The following is a 15,546-nucleotide window of genomic DNA, read 5'->3' on the forward strand; positions in this document are numbered from 1 at the left end:
CGCACGGCGCGAGGATTCGCCACTTCATCCAAGCGTTGAAATATTTACAGCTCTAACGCATGGGAAGCAGCGCCGTCAAGGACCTTTGACCGGGCGGCGTGCCAGAGCCCCAGGTGCGGGGCATGACCTACCGCTGCCGGGGCGGCGGTCACGAGTGTCCTGCGGTGGGCAGGTCAGGCTGGGTACGCCTGGGTTTCGGTGGCCTTGACCGCGGCCCACACCTGCTGGCCCGGCGTGAGCCGCAGGTGGGCGGCGGCGGCCGGGGTGACATCGGCGGCGGCCGTGATCGGTCCGGCGAGTTGGATGCGCAGGTTGTCGCCGTGGCGCTGGATCCCGGTGATCGTGGCTGGCCAGGTGTTGCGGGCGCTGCCGTCGGGCCGCTGGGGGTGCAGCGCGACGGCCGCCGGCGGGAAGACCACGAAGGCGTCGCCGTCGAGCCGGTCGGCACAGGCGAGCGTGAACCTGTCGGCGAGGTGGACGGTGTGGCCGTCGGCCCGTCCGCGGTACAGGTTGAGCCCGACCAGGCGGGCGACGTAGTCGGTGCGGGGCCGGGCGGTGACCGCGGCGGCGTCGCCCTCCTGCACGACCCGGCCGTCCTCGACGATGACCAGCCGGTCGGCAAGCACGAGCGCGTCGAGCGGGTCGTGGGTGACCAGCAGCGCCGCTCCGGGGTGGGCGGTGAGGTGGCGGTGCAGCTCGGCGCGGGTGTCCAGGCGGGTACGGGCGTCGAGCGCGGCGAGCGGCTCGTCGAGCAGCAGCAGGGTCGGGTCGACGGCGAGGGCGCGGGCGAGCGCAACCCGCTGCGCCTGCCCACCGGACAGCTGCCGGGGTTTGCGGCGGCCGTGGTCGGCAAGGCCGACCCGGGCCAACCACGACTCGGCCCCGGCACGCGCCGCCCGGCGGTCCAGGCCGCGTCGGCGGAGTCCGAACGCGACGTTGTCCACGGCGGTCAGGTGCGGGAAGAGCAGGTAGTCCTGGAACACCACGCCGATCGGTCGGTCCTCGGGCGGCGTCCACACCCGGCGCTCGGGGCGGTCCAGGTCGCCGCCGGCGAGCGCCAAGTGGCCGTCGGTGAGCGGTTGCAGGCCGGCGAGGGCGCGCAGGGCGGTCGTCTTGCCCGCGCCGTTGGGGCCGAGCAGCGCCACGACCTCCCCGGCGGCGATGCGCAGCGCGACCTCGAGGCGGAACGTGCCCCGGTCGACGACCAGGTGCGCGTCGAGCAGCGGGCCGTCGACGCGCGTCCGGGCCGCCGTGACGGGTTCGGGAACGGTGGTCATGTGCTGCTGATCCAGCGGTCGCGCAGCCCGGCGAGGATGGCCACGGAGACGGTGAGCAGGATGAGGCTGAGCACGATGGCGGCGTCCAGGTCGGTCTCCAGGGCCAGGTACACGGCCAGTGGCATGGTCTGCGTGGTGCCGGGATAGTTGCCGGCGAAGGTGATGGTCGCACCGAATTCACCCAGTGCGCGGGCCCAGCAGAGCACAGCCCCGGCGGCGACCCCAGGCGCGACCAGCGGCAGCGTCACGTGGGTGAACGTCGTCCACCGGCCGGCGCCGAGCGTCGCGGCGGCCTCCTCGTACCGGCGGTCGGCCCCGCGCAGCGCGCCCTCCACGGCGATGATCAGGAACGGCATCGCCACGAATGCCTCGGCCAGCACAACGCCGGTCGTGGTGAACGGCAGCGTGATGCCGAACGTGCTGTCGAGCCAGCCACCGAGTAGGCCGCGGCGGCCGAAGACCAGCAGCAGCGCCACCCCACCGACGACCGGCGGCAGCACCAGCGGGACGGTGACCAGCGCACGGACCAACCGCCGGCCGGGGAACTCGACCCGGGCGAGGAGCCACGCGAGCGGGACGCCGAGGGCGAGGCACAGCAGCGTCGCCAGGGTGGCGCACTGCAGGGACAGCCGCAGGGCCGTGAGCACGCCGGGTGTGGCCAGCCGCTGCGGCAGCGTTGCCCACGGCGCCCGGATCAGCAGCCCAGCCAGCGGGAGCACAAGGAACAACAGTCCAAGTACGGCGGGCAGCAGCAGTGCGGCGGGCACCTGCCGGGTGCCGCGACGGGACGGCGTGCCCTCGGGCCGGCCCGCCACGACGGCGTCGGTGTCGGTCACGGGGCCTGGAAGCCGGCCTCGGTCAGCACCGCCTTCCCCGGGTCGGACAGCACGTAGGCGACAAACGCCTTCGCGCCGGCCGCGTTCCTGGCCTCCTTCAGCGCGACGATCGGATAGTCGTTGACCGCTCCCGCCGACTCGGGGAACTCGATGCCCTCGACGTCGGCCGCGGCGGCCTTGGCGTCGGTGCGGTACACCAGGGCGGCGTCGACCTCGCCGAGTTTCACCTTCGACAACGCGGCCTTGACGTCCTGCTCCAGGGTGACCGGGGTGAGCTTGACCCCGCCGGTGTCGAGCGCCTTCTTCGCTGCGGCGCCGCAGGGAACCTGCTCGGCGCACAGGGCGACCTTCACCCCGGGCCTGGTCAGGTCGGCCAAGCCCTTGACGCCCTTCGGGTTGCCCGCTGGCACGGCGATGACGAGTTGGTTCCTCACGAACGTGGTCGGGGTGCCGTCGGCGTTGCCGGCGTCGGTCACCGTCTTCATGTTCGTCGGCGCCGCGGACGCGAACACGTCCGCCGGCGCGCCCTGGTTGATCTGCGTCGCGAGCGCGGAACTGCCGGCGAAGTTGAACTTCACCGTGGCGCCGGGGTGTGCGGCCTCGAAGTCCCTGCCGAGCTTGGTGAACGTCTCGGTCAGGGACGCCGCGGCGAACACATTCACCGTGCCGGTGACACCCGCGCTGGCGTTCGTGTCGGCCTGTGCACCAGTCGTGTCGTTGCCGCCGCAGCCGGTCACCGCGACCAGCGCCGACACCGCCAGTGCGGTCAGCAGGGTGCGCATGCTATGCGATGTCACGTGGCGGTCCTCCCCTTGTTCGCCACGGCCGGGGTGGATCTCTCCACCACCACCGTGGTCGACTTGATCACTGCGACCGCAACCGAACCGACCTGCAGGTCCAGCTGATCGACGGCCTCGCGACTCATCAGCGACACCAGCCGGAACGGCCCGGCCTGGATGTCCACCTGCGCCATGACGGTGTCCTTCACCACCGCGGTGACGATGCCCCGCAGCCGATTCCGCGCCGACGACGCGTCGGCTCGACCGTCCGCTGCACCGGCTTGACCGCTGACGAACGTGGCGAGTTCAACCCCGTCGATCGTCCGGTGGCCGTGGTCATCCCGGGTCGCGCCCAACCGTCCGGCGTCGATCCAACGACGGACCGTGTCCGGGCTGACCCCGAGCAGTTCGGCTGCCTCACCGATCCGAAATGCCGTCACACAGGCACCCTAACGTCCGGCACCTGCCAAGCCAAACCGCGGACCTGTCCGCATCTTCGGCCGCAGGAGCGTGTCAGGTGCCGCATCTGCGTGATGGACGCAGGACCGGCGACCGGGCGACGAGGGCCGCCAGGGCTTCGACCACGCGGGCCGCACGCTGATCGCACCGGCCGACGACGTGCTGCGTCCGCATTTCGCCGAGCGAGGCATGGCCGGTCACCACTGAACGCCGTGGCACACCTTCTCCGCCGTGGCCGGTTCCACCTGCAGGGTGCAGTGGTCGATGCTGAACCCGTCGTGCAGCCGGGCCCGCGCCGCCGCCAGCACCGGCCCCAGCTCGGCGCCGGCACGCAGGCTCAGGTGCGCCGAGGCCACATCCATGCCCGAGGTCAGCGTCCACACGTGCAGGTCATGCACGTCGACCACCCCGGGCACGTCGATCAGGTTCGCCCCGACCGCTGCCACGTCGATGTGCGGCGGGGCCGCCTGCACCAGCACACGCAGCGCGGCGCGGGCGAGTTGCCAGGTACGCGGGAGGATGAACACGCCGACCGCCACCGCGACGACGAGGTCCGCGTAGAGCCAGCCGGTCATGGCGATCACGACAGCGGCGACGATCACCCCGACCGAGCCGACGAGATCGCTCAGTACCTCGAGGTATGCGCCGCGTACGTTGAGGCTCTCCTTCGAGCCGGCCCGGAGCAGCAGGAACGCCACCACGTTGGCGACCAGTCCGGCGATGGCGACGAGTAACATCGGCCCGACCAGCACCTGCGGTGGGTCGCCGATCCGGCGTACCGCCTCGATGAGCACGTACACGCCCACTCCGAACAGCAGGGCGGCGTTTGCCAGGGCCGCGAGGACCTCCAACCGGTACAGACCGAACGTGCGATGGATGCCGTGGGACGACCGGTCGGCTGCGGTGATGGCCGCGACGGCCAGCGCGATCCCGAGGACATCGGTGAACATGTGCGCCGCGTCCGACAGCAGCGCGAGGGAGCCGGTGAGCCAGGCTGCGACGGCCTCCACAATCATGAACGTGGCCAGAACGGCCAGCGCCGCCCAGAGCGGTTTCCGGTGCCGCGCACCGGCCCGCATCGCCTCACCCCCATGATCGTGACCCGCACCCATGTCCGTATCCCTTCCACCTTGGCGACGCTGCCCAACATATGCTCGTATTGCAATGTGTGCAACTGTGAAATGGGTTCCGTTCCCAGTTGCGTCTGCATCGTCATCAGGTGCGCGGTCCACGGGGCGACGAGGCGTTTGACGATCTCGCCCGGACGACGCGGTGGAAGTGGGACGTGCTCATGCGCCGGTCGAGGGCCGCCTGGTCAGTCCAGTTCCCCTACGAGAACATGGCCGACGGGCCCTCGACCGGCCGGTGGAGGCCGTAGCCCGGAGACCTCAGTCCCCGGTGGGGCCGCCGGCCTCGACGATCGAGACGGGAGTGCCGAGTTCGACGGTACGGGAGACGGTGCAGAGCCGGTCGTGCGACTGCTGCAGTGACCGGGGCAGCGCCTCGCGCGCCTTGTCGCCGTCCGCGCCAGCCGGGAACGTCACGGTGAACTCGACAGTGAGGTTCTGCATCCGGTTGCCTCCGGCCTCGTCCCGGATCTTGTCGCCGGTGACCGCAACGGAGAACTGAGTCGGCTCGGCGCGGCGGCTGGTGATGAGGTCCACGTCGATCGCGGTGCAGCCGCCGATGGCCGCCAGCAGGAGTTCCACCGGCGTGAAGCTGGCATCCTGGCCCGTGCCCATCGACATCGACCCACCGCGGACGTTCCGCACGACGTACTGCCCGACGCTGGTGCGCTCGATCTCCACCGAGCGGAAGGTGTCCTCACTCATGACAGGGAAGCTACCCAGGCCCGCTGGTCCCCGAGCCACCGGCCCGGCCGGTCGATCGACCCGTCCTCGGGACACGCCCTAACTAGTCCGTGCGGCAGTTGTCGATGTATTGCATGTGCACGATCGTCGCGGGTTTGGCAGACTGCTGCGGCGCCTGCCCGTCGAACAGAGGTGCTGACGATGCTTGACGAGCGTGTCCAGCCCAACGAGACCGTCGTGCCGATGCTGCCCTGTGTGGCACCGGAGGAAACCCTGGCCTTCTGGCGTGCCCTGGGCTTCGCCGTGACCTACGAACAGTCGAAGCCCTACCTGTACCTGGCGTTCCGGTGGCGGGGGTTCGAGCTGCACTACGGGCGCGCCGCCGACAACGTGGACCCGTCGCTGGAGAACACCGGCGGATGCCTGGTAATGGTCGATAGCGTCGCGCCGTACCACGCGGCGTTCACCGAGGCGATGCGCCGCACCTACGGGAAGGTGCTTGCCAAGGGACTACCGCGGATAACCCGATACCGGCCCGGTGCCTCACGGTTCACCGTCATGGACCCGTCGGGAAACTCGATCATCTTCATCCAGCGGGACGAGCCGACGGAACTGGAGTACGGCGGCTCCAAGCAGCTCCAGGGGCTTGCCCGGGTTCTGGACAATGTGCGGATCCTGCGTGAGTTCAAGAACGATGACCGAGCCGCCTTCCGGGCCCTGAACTCGGGACTGCGCCGCCACGGCGACGGCGCACCGGCCGTCGAGCAGGGAGTGGCGCTAGCCATGCTCATCGAGCTGTCGACGGCACTCGAGGAGCCGGAACGGGTACCGGAGTGGGGCGTCAGGCTTCGGCAACTCAGCCTGACCATGGAGGAGCGTCATCGGGTCGAGTCCGCCGTCGCCGACCCCACGCTGCTCGAGGGGTGGATGCCCGCCACGGCCTGAACACTGGCCACTGCGCGACGGCGATGAGGCGGTCAGGGTGCGTCCGGGCGGTGGGCGGGTTGGAACAGTTCGATGAGGTTGCCGGCGGGGTCGGTGAGCAGGATTTGACGTCCGCCGGGGCCGGTGACCAGGTCGCTGCGGAATGGCAGGCCGGCGGCACGCAGTCGGTTGATCTCGGTGTCCAGGTCGTCGACGATCAGGTGGATGCGGTTACGTCCGGCGGCGGTGGCGTCGGCGGGGGTGGCGCGGGCGCCGGAGCTGGCCGGCCCGGACAGGAGCAGTCGCAGCGGGCCGCGTACCACGTCGGCGAAGGCGGGCGCGGCACTGGTGTTCAGGGTGAAGCCGAGATGGGTGGTGTAGAAGTCGATGGCCGCCTGGACGTCATCAACGACGTAGCGGACGCTGGCGTACTGGTCGGGTGCGGTCACGGCTGATCCTCCTTCAAGACCGGTGGGTGCCAAGGGCAGACAGCAGGTGCCTGATACGGGTGTCGATCTCGGCTGCGGCGTGCTGAAAGGCGGGGTAGCCGGCCTGGTCGGTGTCGCCGGCCGCGGCGGGGTCGGGGATGCTCCAGTGCGCCCGCCGGGGATGGTCCGGGAAGTCCGGGCAGACCTCGCGGGCCTTGTCGCACAGGCTGATCACGTAGTCGAACCGGCGACCGGTCACCGTGTCCCAGTGCCGAGGGCGCCGGCCGGTGATGTCGATACCGAACTGGTCGTGCAGCACCCGTACGGCGTTGGGATGAAGGCGGGACTTGGGGTGACTGCCGGCGCTGACCGACTCGGCCCGGCCGCCGGTGCGGTGGCGTAGCAGGGCCTCGGCCATCGGCGAGCGAGCGCTGTTGCCGGTGCACACGAACAGCACCCCGACGCGGGGCGAGCGCTGCAGGTCGGCAGGGGACGTGCGGGGTGCCGGCGCCCGGTGCAGAGCAGGGTGCAGCGCGGCGCCGGTCTCGGCCAGCGCGTCCGTACAGCGATCCAGGTCCAGGTGGTAGTAGCTGTCGCGGCCGTCGAAGCTGCTGCGGGTGGCGGTGACCAGCCCGCCGTCACGCAGCAGCCGCAGATGGTAGGAGACCAGGTTCTGCGGTTCACCGACCCGCGTCGCCAGTTCCCGGACCCGGTAGTCGCTGTCGGCGAGTTCGGTCAGCAGTCGCCACCGCAGCGGATGGGCCGCCAGGCGTACGAACGCCGGGGTGGCTTGACTCGACGACGCCATGGTCAGCAGAATACATCAAATCAGTTTGACCTAATAGGCGCGCGGGAAGGTAGGCACTGCAGGTGGCGGACAGCCCAGGCCACCCCACGACGCTGGCCCGCCGGTTGGGCACCTCTGACGCGGTGGTCATCGGCCTGGGGTCGATGATCGGTGCCGGAGTGTTCGCCGCCTTCGCACCCGCCGCGGAGGCGGCCGGCAGCGGCCTCCTGATCGGCCTGGCGTTGGCGGCCGTCGTGGCCTACTGCAATGGGACCTCTTCCGCGCAGTTGGCAGCGGTGTACCCGACCTCCGGTGGGACCTACATCTACGGGCGCGAGCGGCTGGGCGACTGGTGGGGCTTCCTCGCCGGGTGGGGATTCGTGGTAGGCAAGACAGCCTCCTGCGCCGCCATTGCCCTGACCTTCGCCGAATACGCCGCGCCCGACGGATGGCACCGGCCGGTTGCCCTCGCCGCGGTGATCGGTCTGGCGGCCGTCAACTACCGGGGCGTTACCCGCACCGCCCGACTGGCCCGCGTCCTGGTCACGGTTGTCCTGGCGGTACTGGCCTTGGCGGTGGCGCTGAACGTAGCCGGTGGAGTGGACACCTGGTCCCACCTGTCGAGCTGGGCGGGACCGTCCGGCGGATGGTACGGAATCCTGCAGTCGGGCGGGTTGCTGTTCTTCGCCTTCGCCGGCTACGCACGCATCGCCACCATGGGTGAAGAGGTCCGTGACCCACGACGCACGATCCCCCGTGCGATCGTGCTCGCCCTGGCCATCACCATGGCCGTCTACCTCACGGTGGCGCTCAGCCTGCTGCTGGTGCTCGGTCCCGACCGGCTCGCCCAATCCGCCGCACCCCTGGCTACCGCGGTGCAGGCCGCCGGCTGGAGTTGGGCCTCGCCGATCGTACGCATCGGTGCCGCCGCGGCGGCGCTGGGTTCACTGTTGGCTCTGATCGCCGGTGTTGGGCGTACGACCTTGGCCATGGCTCGCGAACGCGATCTGCCAGGTTGGCTGGCCGCCGTACATCCCCGGTTCCGGGTGCCGCACCACGCCGAGATCGCTCTTGCCGCCGCGGTCGGAGTTCTCGTGCTCGTGACCGACCTACGCGACGTCATCGGCTTCTCGTCCTTCGGCGTGCTCACCTACTACCTCATCGCCAACATCTCGGCCTTCACCCAGCCCCCGGGGCAGCGCCGCTTTCCGCGCCCGCTGCAGCTGCTCGGCGCGCTCGGCTGCGTGATCCTGGTCGCCGCGCTGCCGGTCACCGCCGTGCTCGCCGGAGTGGCCGTCTTCGCCGTCGGCCTGCTCTATCGCGGCCTACGCTTGGCCCGCACCGCCCGACCGACCTGATTGCCCGATTCCGCTCTCGGCCGGGTCGCCGGGCCCGGACCGCCGGGCCCCGGGCAGGTTCAGGAGTCATCGCGGCTCGCCGGCTTGGTCATCGGGTGTCGGCTCCGTCGGCGCCAGGTGGAGGCGCTGGCTGGCCTTGTGCGTGGCGTAGCTCTGGTACGCCTGCCGGGTGCTGTCGAGTTCGCTGACCTGGCTGACCGGTACGTCCCACCAGGAGTCGCTGTCGGGGGCGTGGACCGTGGGGTCGGTCTCGACGTGGATGACGACGGGCCCGCCGTCGGCGGGGATGGCTTTGGCGTCCTTGATCGCCCGGTCGAGCTCGTCCGGGCTGCGCACCTCGATGACGGTGGCGCCGAGGCTGCGGGCGTTGGCGGCGAGGTCGATCGGTAGCTTTGCGCCGTCGAGGCGGCCGGTGGCGTCGTCGCGGTATCGGTACCGGGTGCCGAACCGCTGCGAGCCGAGCGATTCCGACAGCGAACCGATGGAGTGGAAGCCGTGGTTCTGGACCAGGACGACGATGACCTTGACACGTTCCTGGACCGCGGTGACCAGCTCGGTCGGCATCATCAGGTACGAGCCGTCGCCCACCAGGATGAAGACGTCCCGGTCGGGGTCGGCCAGCCGTACCCCGATGCCGCCGGGGATCTCGTAGCCCATGCACGAGTAGCCGTACTCGACGTGGTACGCCTTGCGGTCCCGGACTCGCCACAGCTTGTGCAGGTCGCCGGGCATGGAGCCGGCGGCGCACACCACCACGTCCCGGGGGTCGGACAGCTCGTTGACGCGGCCCAGCACCATGCCCTGGGTGAGCACGCCGGCGGGGAGCGTGTCCACGACCTCCGGACCGGGGTGGTAGGTGGCCTCCACCCGTGCGTCCCAGTCCCGCCACAGGCGGGCCTGCCGCTGCCGGTGCTCGGGGGCCACCGCGTACCCGTCGAGGGCCGCGCCGAGCGCGGTCAGCGCCTCCCGGGCGTCGGCCACGATCGACAGACCGGCGTGCTTGCCGGTGTCGAAGCGGGCGACGTTGATGTTGACGAAGCGGACGGCCGGGTCCTGGAAGGCCGTGCGCGAGGCGGTGGTGAAGTCGCTGTAGCGGGTGCCGATCCCGATGACGACGTCCGCGTCGCGGGCGAGCGCGTTGGCGGCGGTGGTGCCGGTCGATCCGACGGCGCCCATCGCCTGTGGGTGACCGTGTGGCAGTGAGCCCTTGCCGGCCTGGCTTTCGCCGACCGGAATGCCGGTCGTCTCGCAGAACGCGCGCAGCGCCGCCTCGGCACCGGAGTAGTGCACCCCGCCGCCGGCGACGATGAACGGCTGGCGGGCCGACCGGATGATCGCGGCGGCGTCGGCGATGTCGGCCGCCTCCGCCGGGGGCCGGGCCACCCGCCAGACCCGCTCGGCGAACAGTTCCAGCGGCCAGTCGTACGCCTCGGCCTGCACGTCCTGCGGCAGCGCGATCGTCACCGCCCCGGTTTCCACCGGATCGGTCAGCACCCGCATGGCACCCAGCAGGGCCGAGGGCAACTGCTCCGGCCGGTTGATCCGGTCGAAGAAGCGGGACAGCGGACGGAAGGCGTCGTTGACGGTGAGGTCGCCGCCGTAGGGCACCTCCAGTTCCTGGAGTACCGGCTCGGACACCCGGGTGGCGAAGGTGTCCGACGGGAGCAACAGCACCGGCAGGCGGTTGACGGTGGCCAGTGCGGTGCCGGTGAGCATGTTGGTGGAGCCGGGGCCGATCGACGCGGTGCAGGCCCAGGTCTGGAGGCGGTCCTTCTGGCGGGCGTAGGCGGCCGCCAGGTGCACCATCGCCTGCTCGTTGCGGGCCAGCACGTACGGCAGGTGTTCGGCACCGCCGGCGAGTTCGTTCTGCAGCAGGGCCTGACCCAGACCCGCGACGTTGCCGTGGCCGAAGATGCCGAGGCAGCCGGCGAACAGCTTCTGGCGCACGCCGTCGCGCTCGCTCCACTGGTTGGCGAGGAAACGTACGATCGCCTGGCCGACGGTCAGGCGAATCGTCGTGGCGCTCGCGGTCATCGAGGCCCTCCCATCGGCAGTCTCGGGTCCACGGCCTGTCCAGCCCATGACTGGCGCACCCACCCGTGGGCCGGGTCGTCACAGATCAGCCAGGCCCGGGTGGCGCCGGCGCCGGCCATCACGTTGAGGTAGTAGAGGTCGTAGCCGGGCGGGGCCATCGCCGGGCCGTGCCAGCCGTGCGGTACGAGGACCACGTCACCGGAGCGGACCTCGGCGAGGACATCGATCGGACGCTGCGGCATGCCGTAGACCCGTTGGTAGGCGACCGGGTCAGCGCCGTCGACCGGCGTGCCGCCGGCCTCGGTCCGGATCTCGAAGTAGTAGATCTCTTCGAGTTCGGTCTCCACACCGTCGCGCTCCTCGTCGTGCTTGTGCGGCGGGTACGAGCTCCAGTTGCCGGCCGGTGTGACGACCTCGCACGCGATGATCGAGTCGGCGTCCAGCACCTGTGGGATGCCGAAGTTGCGCACCTCGCGCGAGGCCATGCCGGCGCCGCGGAGTTCAACGGGCACGTCGGCGGCGGCCAGGTGACCCACCGGCAGCGGTGCGGCGAGCTTCGTCGCCTTCGCCCCCGCCAGCGCGACCACGGCCGGCGCGCGGCCCGGGTTGCGCACCGTGAGACGCGCCTCCCGGGGCACGTAGCACACATCGGTCGGGCCGGTGAAGACACTCTCCCGGCCGGTGAGCCGGACCTGGTGCCGTGCGCCGTGGTGGTCGACGACCTCGACGTCCGGGCCGCCGCGTAGCGGGACGACGATGATCTCGCTGTTGCCGGTGGCGAGGTCGACCTGACCGGCCGGCGGCAGCGTGGCCACTCGGAGGCTGGTGTGCTCCCACCCGTCCAGGGTGTCCGTGATCGCCACCTGGAAGTCGCCCGCTTCGGCCGTGCCGTAGCGGTGGACCCAGCGGCTGGTCGTGCTCACGCCGGCTGCCGGTGGACGAGGCCCGCAGCGACGTCGACCGCCGCCGCCACGTCGCCGTCCGGGGGGAAGAGCAGCGCGCGCCCGACGACCAGTCCGCGTACCGCGGGCAGGTCGAGCGCCGCGCCCCACGCGGCGTACGTCTCGTCGGGGCGGCCGCTCGGATCGCCGCCGAGCAGGAGAGTCGGCAGGGTCGTGGCGTCCATGACCCGGGCCAGGTCGTCGACGACCGGCAGCTTCAGCCAGGTGTGCTGGCTGCTCGCCCCGAGCGCTGAGCCGATGTGGATCGAGGCGATGACCGATTCGGGGTCCAGCAGGTTGCGGACCCGGCCATCGACGCGGACGGACAGGAAGGGCTCCACCATCGCCATCAGGCCACGCCCGGCCAGTTCCGTGACCGCCCGGCCGCTCGCCTCCAGGGTTGCCGGTGTCGCCGCATCATCGAGGCAGATCCGGGTGAGCATCTTGCCCCCGTCGAGTCCTCGGGCGGCGATCTCCGCGACGTTGTAGGCGGTGAAGCGGTCGTCGAACTCGAAGACCGAGCCCTGCAGGCCGCCCCGATTCATCGAGCCGATGGCGATCTTGTCGTCGAGCGCGCCGAGCAGCAGCAGATCGTCAAGGATGTCGGGGGTGCCGAGCACCCCGTCGGCACCGGGGCGGGACAGCGCGGTGGCAAGGCGTTCCAGCAACTCGCTGCGGGACGCCATGGCCTGGCGGTTGTCCCGTACGCCGAGGGCGCCGCGGGCGGGGTGGTCCGCGGCCACGATGAGCAGTTGGCCGTCGGGGCCCACCAGGTCGCGGCGCCTGCGGGCGGCCCACCCGGCGGCGATCCGCTCCGGCTCACGCACCCGGACCTCGGTCAGCTCACGGATACGCGGTCGTATCGAGGTCGTGATCATCGTGCCACCTCCTCTTCCCGGTCGCCGAGGAGCACCTCGACCTCGGCTGTTGTCGGCATGGCGCTGGAGCATTCGAGCCGGGATGCGACGATGGCCCCCGCCGCGTTGGCGAACCGCAGGACGCGGTGCAGGTCCCAGCCGCTGAGCAGCCCGTGGACGAGGGCGCCGCCGAAGGCGTCGCCGGCGCCGAGGCCGTTGACGACCGCCACGGGAACGGGCGACACCTCGACGCGCTCGGTGGTGGTCGCGGCGAGGACCCCCTTGGGGCCCTGCTTGACGATGGCCAACTCGACCCCCATGCCCAGCAAGGCGTCGGCGGCGCGCTGCGGGTCGGTCTCACCGACCGCGATCTCGCACTCCTCGCGGTTGCCCACCGCGACCGTGACGTGCCGCAGGGCTTCGCCCACCTGGGCGGTGGCCTCCTCGGGGCTCGACCAGAACATCGGCCGGTAGTCGAGGTCGAGGATGGTGTGCGCCCGCCGGCCGCGAGCCCGCCAGGCGGCGAAGTGCGCCGAGCGGGACGGCTCCTGCGACAGGCCGGTGACCGTGCTCCAGTAGACGGCCGCGTCGCGGATCGCGTCGAGTGGGATCTCGTGCGGTTCGATCAGCAGGTCGGGGGCGACCGGATAGCGGTAGAAGTACAGCGGGAAGTCATCCGGGGGAAAGATCTCGCAGAAGGTGACCGGCGTCGGCGGGCCGTCGACCTCGGTGACAAAGGTGTCATCCACGTCGAACCCGCGTAGCGCGCGGTGGATGTACCGGCCGAAGGGGTCGCGGCCGGTACGGGTGACGAGGGCGGTCCGCCGCCCGTGCCGGGCCGCGGCCACCGCCACGTTGGTCGCGCTGCCGCCGAGGAACTTCTCGAACCGCTTGACGTCCTCGAGCCCCACGCCGTGGTCGAGCGGATAGATGTCGACCCCGGTCCGGCCCATCGCCACCAGGTCGTACGCCGTCACGCCACGCCCGATGCGCATCCGTATCCCATCCCGTGCACGGAGGTATGCCCCGGCCCGCTACGCGGCCCTGGCCGGGCCGCCAACGTTGCCCGAGAGCCTGCCTGGGGGTAAAAGTTCTGTCAAGAGTTTGTTCTGACATAGTTACGTGCTGTCTTACTATCAAGGCAGGTGTAGAGTGCGGCCGTGGCAATTCAAGTTGGCGTGACGATCGACCGCTCCTCCCCCGTGCCGCTCTACCACCAGCTCGCGGAGCAGCTCAGCAACGCCGTCGCCACGGGCCAGCTGCGACCCGGCGACCCCTTCGAGAACGAGATCGCGCTCGCGACGCGGCTCAGCCTGTCCCGCCCGACCGTGCGGCGCGCCATCCTGGAGCTGGTCAACCGCGGCTTCCTCGTACGACGGCGAGGGCTGGGCACCACGGTCGCGAACCGCAAGGTGCACCGACGCGCCGAACTCACCAGCCTCTACGACGACCTCAAGCGCGAGGGCGTCCAGCCCGAGACCATCCTCCTGCAACACGAGCTGAAGCGGGACGAGCAGATAGCCGGCATGCTCGACCTGCCCGCCGACACCGAACTCCTCGCCATCGTCCGCCTGCGGTTGGCCGGCGGTCGGCCACTGGCCATCCTCCGCAACTGGCTGCCACCGCCGTACACCGACATCAACAAGGACGATCTTGAAGCAGCGGGCCTGTACGCCGTGCTACGGGAGCGCGGCGGGCGTCCCGTCGTCGCCCACCAGTCGATAGGCGCGCGCATGCCGGACGCGGCGGAACGCCGCCACCTCCAGCTACGGCCCGCGGAGCCCGTGCTCACCATGACGCGCAGCGCGTTCGACGCGGTCGGCGCACCGGTGGAGTACGGCGACCACTGCTACCGGGCGCAGGACTACAGCATCGACGTCATGATCGACCAGCGCTGACGCGGGGCTTCAGCTGGCCCGCTCTGTCCGCCTACCGCTCGTTGTCGGCGGCGGCGCTACGGACGAGGTGGTTGGCCTCTTCAGGGGTGAGGTCGGTGGCACGGAGCAGGTCGCTGGCGGCGCTGCGGATCTGGAGGACGACAGTCTCACCGAATGCGTAGGTTGGGTGTCTGCTGGCGTGTCCGGCCAGGCGTGCGGCTTCGAGGACGGCCTGGCGGGTCTGTCCTGATGCCCTGGCGGTGGCACACTCGCGATGAAGGTGCGTCAGCGCGTCGGCGAGGGTGTCCACGGCCTGGTGCAGTGGGGGCGGAACGGGTTCGTGATATTCGAGCAGGGTGGCGACCCGGCGGGCCAGCACTCGGATGTCGATGGCGAAGGCGTCGAGTTGGTCCGAGGCCGCCCGGTACTGCTGGTAGCGGTGGCGCCGATGGCGCCACCAGGGGGCGATGGTCACGGCCTCGTCAGCGGCTCGCAGGGCTTCGTTGAGGCGCGTGCTGTCGGTGTCGATCGTGTTGAGGCTGTTCAGGGCCCGCATGGCAAGGTTCCGGTCGCCGGTGGCCAGGGCCTGGGCGGTGGTGTGGATAGCGGCGGCGAGGTCGGTGAAGAACGGTCTGGCGGCGCGGTCGACGGCCCGCAACGGGTCCAGGGGCAGGAGCAGTGCCACGGCGAGGAAGCCGACCGAGGCGCCCACAGCGGCGTCGATGATGCGGGGTAGCTCGAGACTGCGTTGATTCCCGGCGAGTGTGGCGAACAGGGTGGCGGTCGCGCCGGCCTGACTGACCATGGCACCGCTGCGGCCGGCGACCAGCATGCTCAGCGCGATGGAACTGGAGACAACAACGGAGATCTGCCACGCTCCGCTACCGACGAGATAGAGCAGGGCGTCGGCCACCGTGATGCCCAGCCCCACCCCGATGAGCAGTTCCACCGCCTGCCTGGTGCGTTGCCCGGTGGCAGCGGCGATCGTGGCGAGAGCGGCCACAGGTGCGAACACCGGCGCCTCGCGGCCGAGGAAATGTGTGGCGATGAGCCACGCGGCGGCCGTGGCGAGCCCGGCCTGGACGGAGAGCAGCGCGATGGCCGCCAACTGGCGGGTGGCGAGAAAGTGGCGCACGGCCGGCGGCCAAAGGGCCCGGCCGAGAGGCTCGGCGGGACGG

At 71.0% G+C, this 15,546-nt stretch carries 16 protein-coding genes; 3 read left to right on the forward strand and 13 right to left on the reverse strand.

The window, feature by feature from the left end:
• Positions 1-173: 173 nt before the first annotated feature.
• From ACFYML_RS10205 to ACFYML_RS10230, 6 genes are all read right to left on the reverse strand, one after another.
• A complete protein-coding gene (locus tag ACFYML_RS10205) occupies positions 174-1,277 on the reverse strand; it encodes an ABC transporter ATP-binding protein (RefSeq protein WP_387420280.1) in 1,104 nt (367 codons plus the stop codon).
• Positions 1,274-2,092 (reverse strand): ABC transporter permease, encoded by an 819-nt coding sequence (locus tag ACFYML_RS10210; RefSeq protein ID WP_387420317.1) that lies wholly within the window; start codon positions 2,090-2,092, stop codon positions 1,274-1,276. Before ACFYML_RS10210 ends, ACFYML_RS10205 begins: the two co-directional genes overlap by 4 nt.
• A gap of 17 nt (positions 2,093-2,109) precedes the next feature.
• On the reverse strand, positions 2,110-2,895 hold the full coding sequence (gene modA, locus ACFYML_RS10215) for a molybdate ABC transporter substrate-binding protein (RefSeq protein WP_387420318.1): 786 nt from the start codon (positions 2,893-2,895) through the stop codon (positions 2,110-2,112).
• An 11-nt stretch (positions 2,896-2,906) separates the two neighbouring features.
• Positions 2,907-3,332 (reverse strand): molybdopterin-binding protein, encoded by a 426-nt coding sequence (locus ACFYML_RS10220; protein ID WP_387420281.1) that lies wholly within the window; start codon positions 3,330-3,332, stop codon positions 2,907-2,909.
• 216 nt (positions 3,333-3,548) lie between these two features.
• Complete coding sequence (locus ACFYML_RS10225) at positions 3,549-4,463, reverse strand: cation diffusion facilitator family transporter (RefSeq protein ID WP_387420282.1); 915 nt, start codon at positions 4,461-4,463, stop codon at positions 3,549-3,551.
• A 276-nt stretch (positions 4,464-4,739) separates the two neighbouring features.
• Positions 4,740-5,183, reverse strand: coding sequence for an OsmC family protein (locus ACFYML_RS10230; RefSeq protein WP_387420283.1), 444 nt, complete (start codon positions 5,181-5,183; stop codon positions 4,740-4,742).
• A 180-nt stretch (positions 5,184-5,363) separates the two neighbouring features.
• Between ACFYML_RS10230 and ACFYML_RS10235 the strand changes: the two genes are divergently transcribed.
• On the forward strand, positions 5,364-6,107 hold the full coding sequence (locus ACFYML_RS10235; RefSeq protein WP_387420284.1) for a glyoxalase: 744 nt from the start codon (positions 5,364-5,366) through the stop codon (positions 6,105-6,107).
• 32 nt (positions 6,108-6,139) lie between these two features.
• Here the strand turns inward: ACFYML_RS10235 and ACFYML_RS10240 are convergent, their stop codons facing one another.
• Together ACFYML_RS10240 and ACFYML_RS10245 are read right to left on the reverse strand one after the other, a co-directional pair.
• On the reverse strand, positions 6,140-6,535 hold the full coding sequence (locus tag ACFYML_RS10240; RefSeq protein ID WP_387420285.1) for a VOC family protein: 396 nt from the start codon (positions 6,533-6,535) through the stop codon (positions 6,140-6,142).
• Between the two features lie 13 nt (positions 6,536-6,548).
• Positions 6,549-7,322 (reverse strand): ArsR family transcriptional regulator, encoded by a 774-nt coding sequence (locus ACFYML_RS10245; protein WP_387420286.1) that lies wholly within the window; start codon positions 7,320-7,322, stop codon positions 6,549-6,551.
• A gap of 62 nt (positions 7,323-7,384) precedes the next feature.
• On the opposite strand from ACFYML_RS10245, the gene ACFYML_RS10250 reads away from it, so the two are divergent.
• Positions 7,385-8,659, forward strand: a complete 1,275-nt coding sequence (locus ACFYML_RS10250) for an APC family permease (RefSeq protein ID WP_387420287.1) — start codon at positions 7,385-7,387, stop codon at positions 8,657-8,659.
• A 66-nt stretch (positions 8,660-8,725) separates the two neighbouring features.
• Here the strand turns inward: ACFYML_RS10250 and iolD are convergent, their stop codons facing one another.
• Genes iolD through iolC form a run of 4 tightly spaced genes read right to left on the reverse strand, consistent with a single transcriptional unit; the run spans position 8,726 to position 13,486 of the window.
• The gene (gene iolD / locus ACFYML_RS10255; RefSeq protein ID WP_387420288.1) at positions 8,726-10,693 is read right to left on the reverse strand and encodes a 3D-(3,5/4)-trihydroxycyclohexane-1,2-dione acylhydrolase (decyclizing); all 1,968 of its coding nucleotides are present in this window, start codon (positions 10,691-10,693) and stop codon (positions 8,726-8,728) included.
• Positions 10,690-11,616, reverse strand: a complete 927-nt coding sequence (gene iolB, locus ACFYML_RS10260; RefSeq protein ID WP_387420289.1) for a 5-deoxy-glucuronate isomerase — start codon at positions 11,614-11,616, stop codon at positions 10,690-10,692. Before iolB ends, iolD begins: the two co-directional genes overlap by 4 nt.
• Positions 11,613-12,512 carry an aldolase gene (locus tag ACFYML_RS10265; protein ID WP_387420290.1) on the reverse strand — a complete coding sequence of 300 codons (900 nt, stop codon included), beginning with the start codon at positions 12,510-12,512 and terminating at the stop codon, positions 11,613-11,615. The genes iolB and ACFYML_RS10265 overlap by 4 nt, the downstream gene beginning before the upstream one ends.
• Positions 12,509-13,486, reverse strand: coding sequence for a 5-dehydro-2-deoxygluconokinase (gene iolC, locus ACFYML_RS10270; RefSeq protein WP_387420291.1), 978 nt, complete (start codon positions 13,484-13,486; stop codon positions 12,509-12,511). Before iolC ends, ACFYML_RS10265 begins: the two co-directional genes overlap by 4 nt.
• 165 nt (positions 13,487-13,651) lie before the next feature.
• Here iolC and ACFYML_RS10275 point away from each other — a divergent pair, with 165 nt between their 5' ends.
• A complete protein-coding gene (locus ACFYML_RS10275) occupies positions 13,652-14,389 on the forward strand; it encodes a GntR family transcriptional regulator (RefSeq protein WP_387420292.1) in 738 nt (245 codons plus the stop codon).
• Positions 14,390-14,420: 31 nt separating this feature from the next.
• Here the strand turns inward: ACFYML_RS10275 and ACFYML_RS10280 are convergent, their stop codons facing one another.
• Positions 14,421-15,503, reverse strand: a complete 1,083-nt coding sequence (locus tag ACFYML_RS10280; RefSeq protein WP_387420293.1) for an aromatic acid exporter family protein — start codon at positions 15,501-15,503, stop codon at positions 14,421-14,423.
• Between the last annotated feature and the right edge of the window lie 43 nt (positions 15,504-15,546).

Source organism: Micromonospora sp. NPDC007230 (genome assembly GCF_042869115.1).
Taxonomy (GTDB): Bacteria; Actinomycetota; Actinomycetes; order Mycobacteriales; family Micromonosporaceae; genus Micromonospora.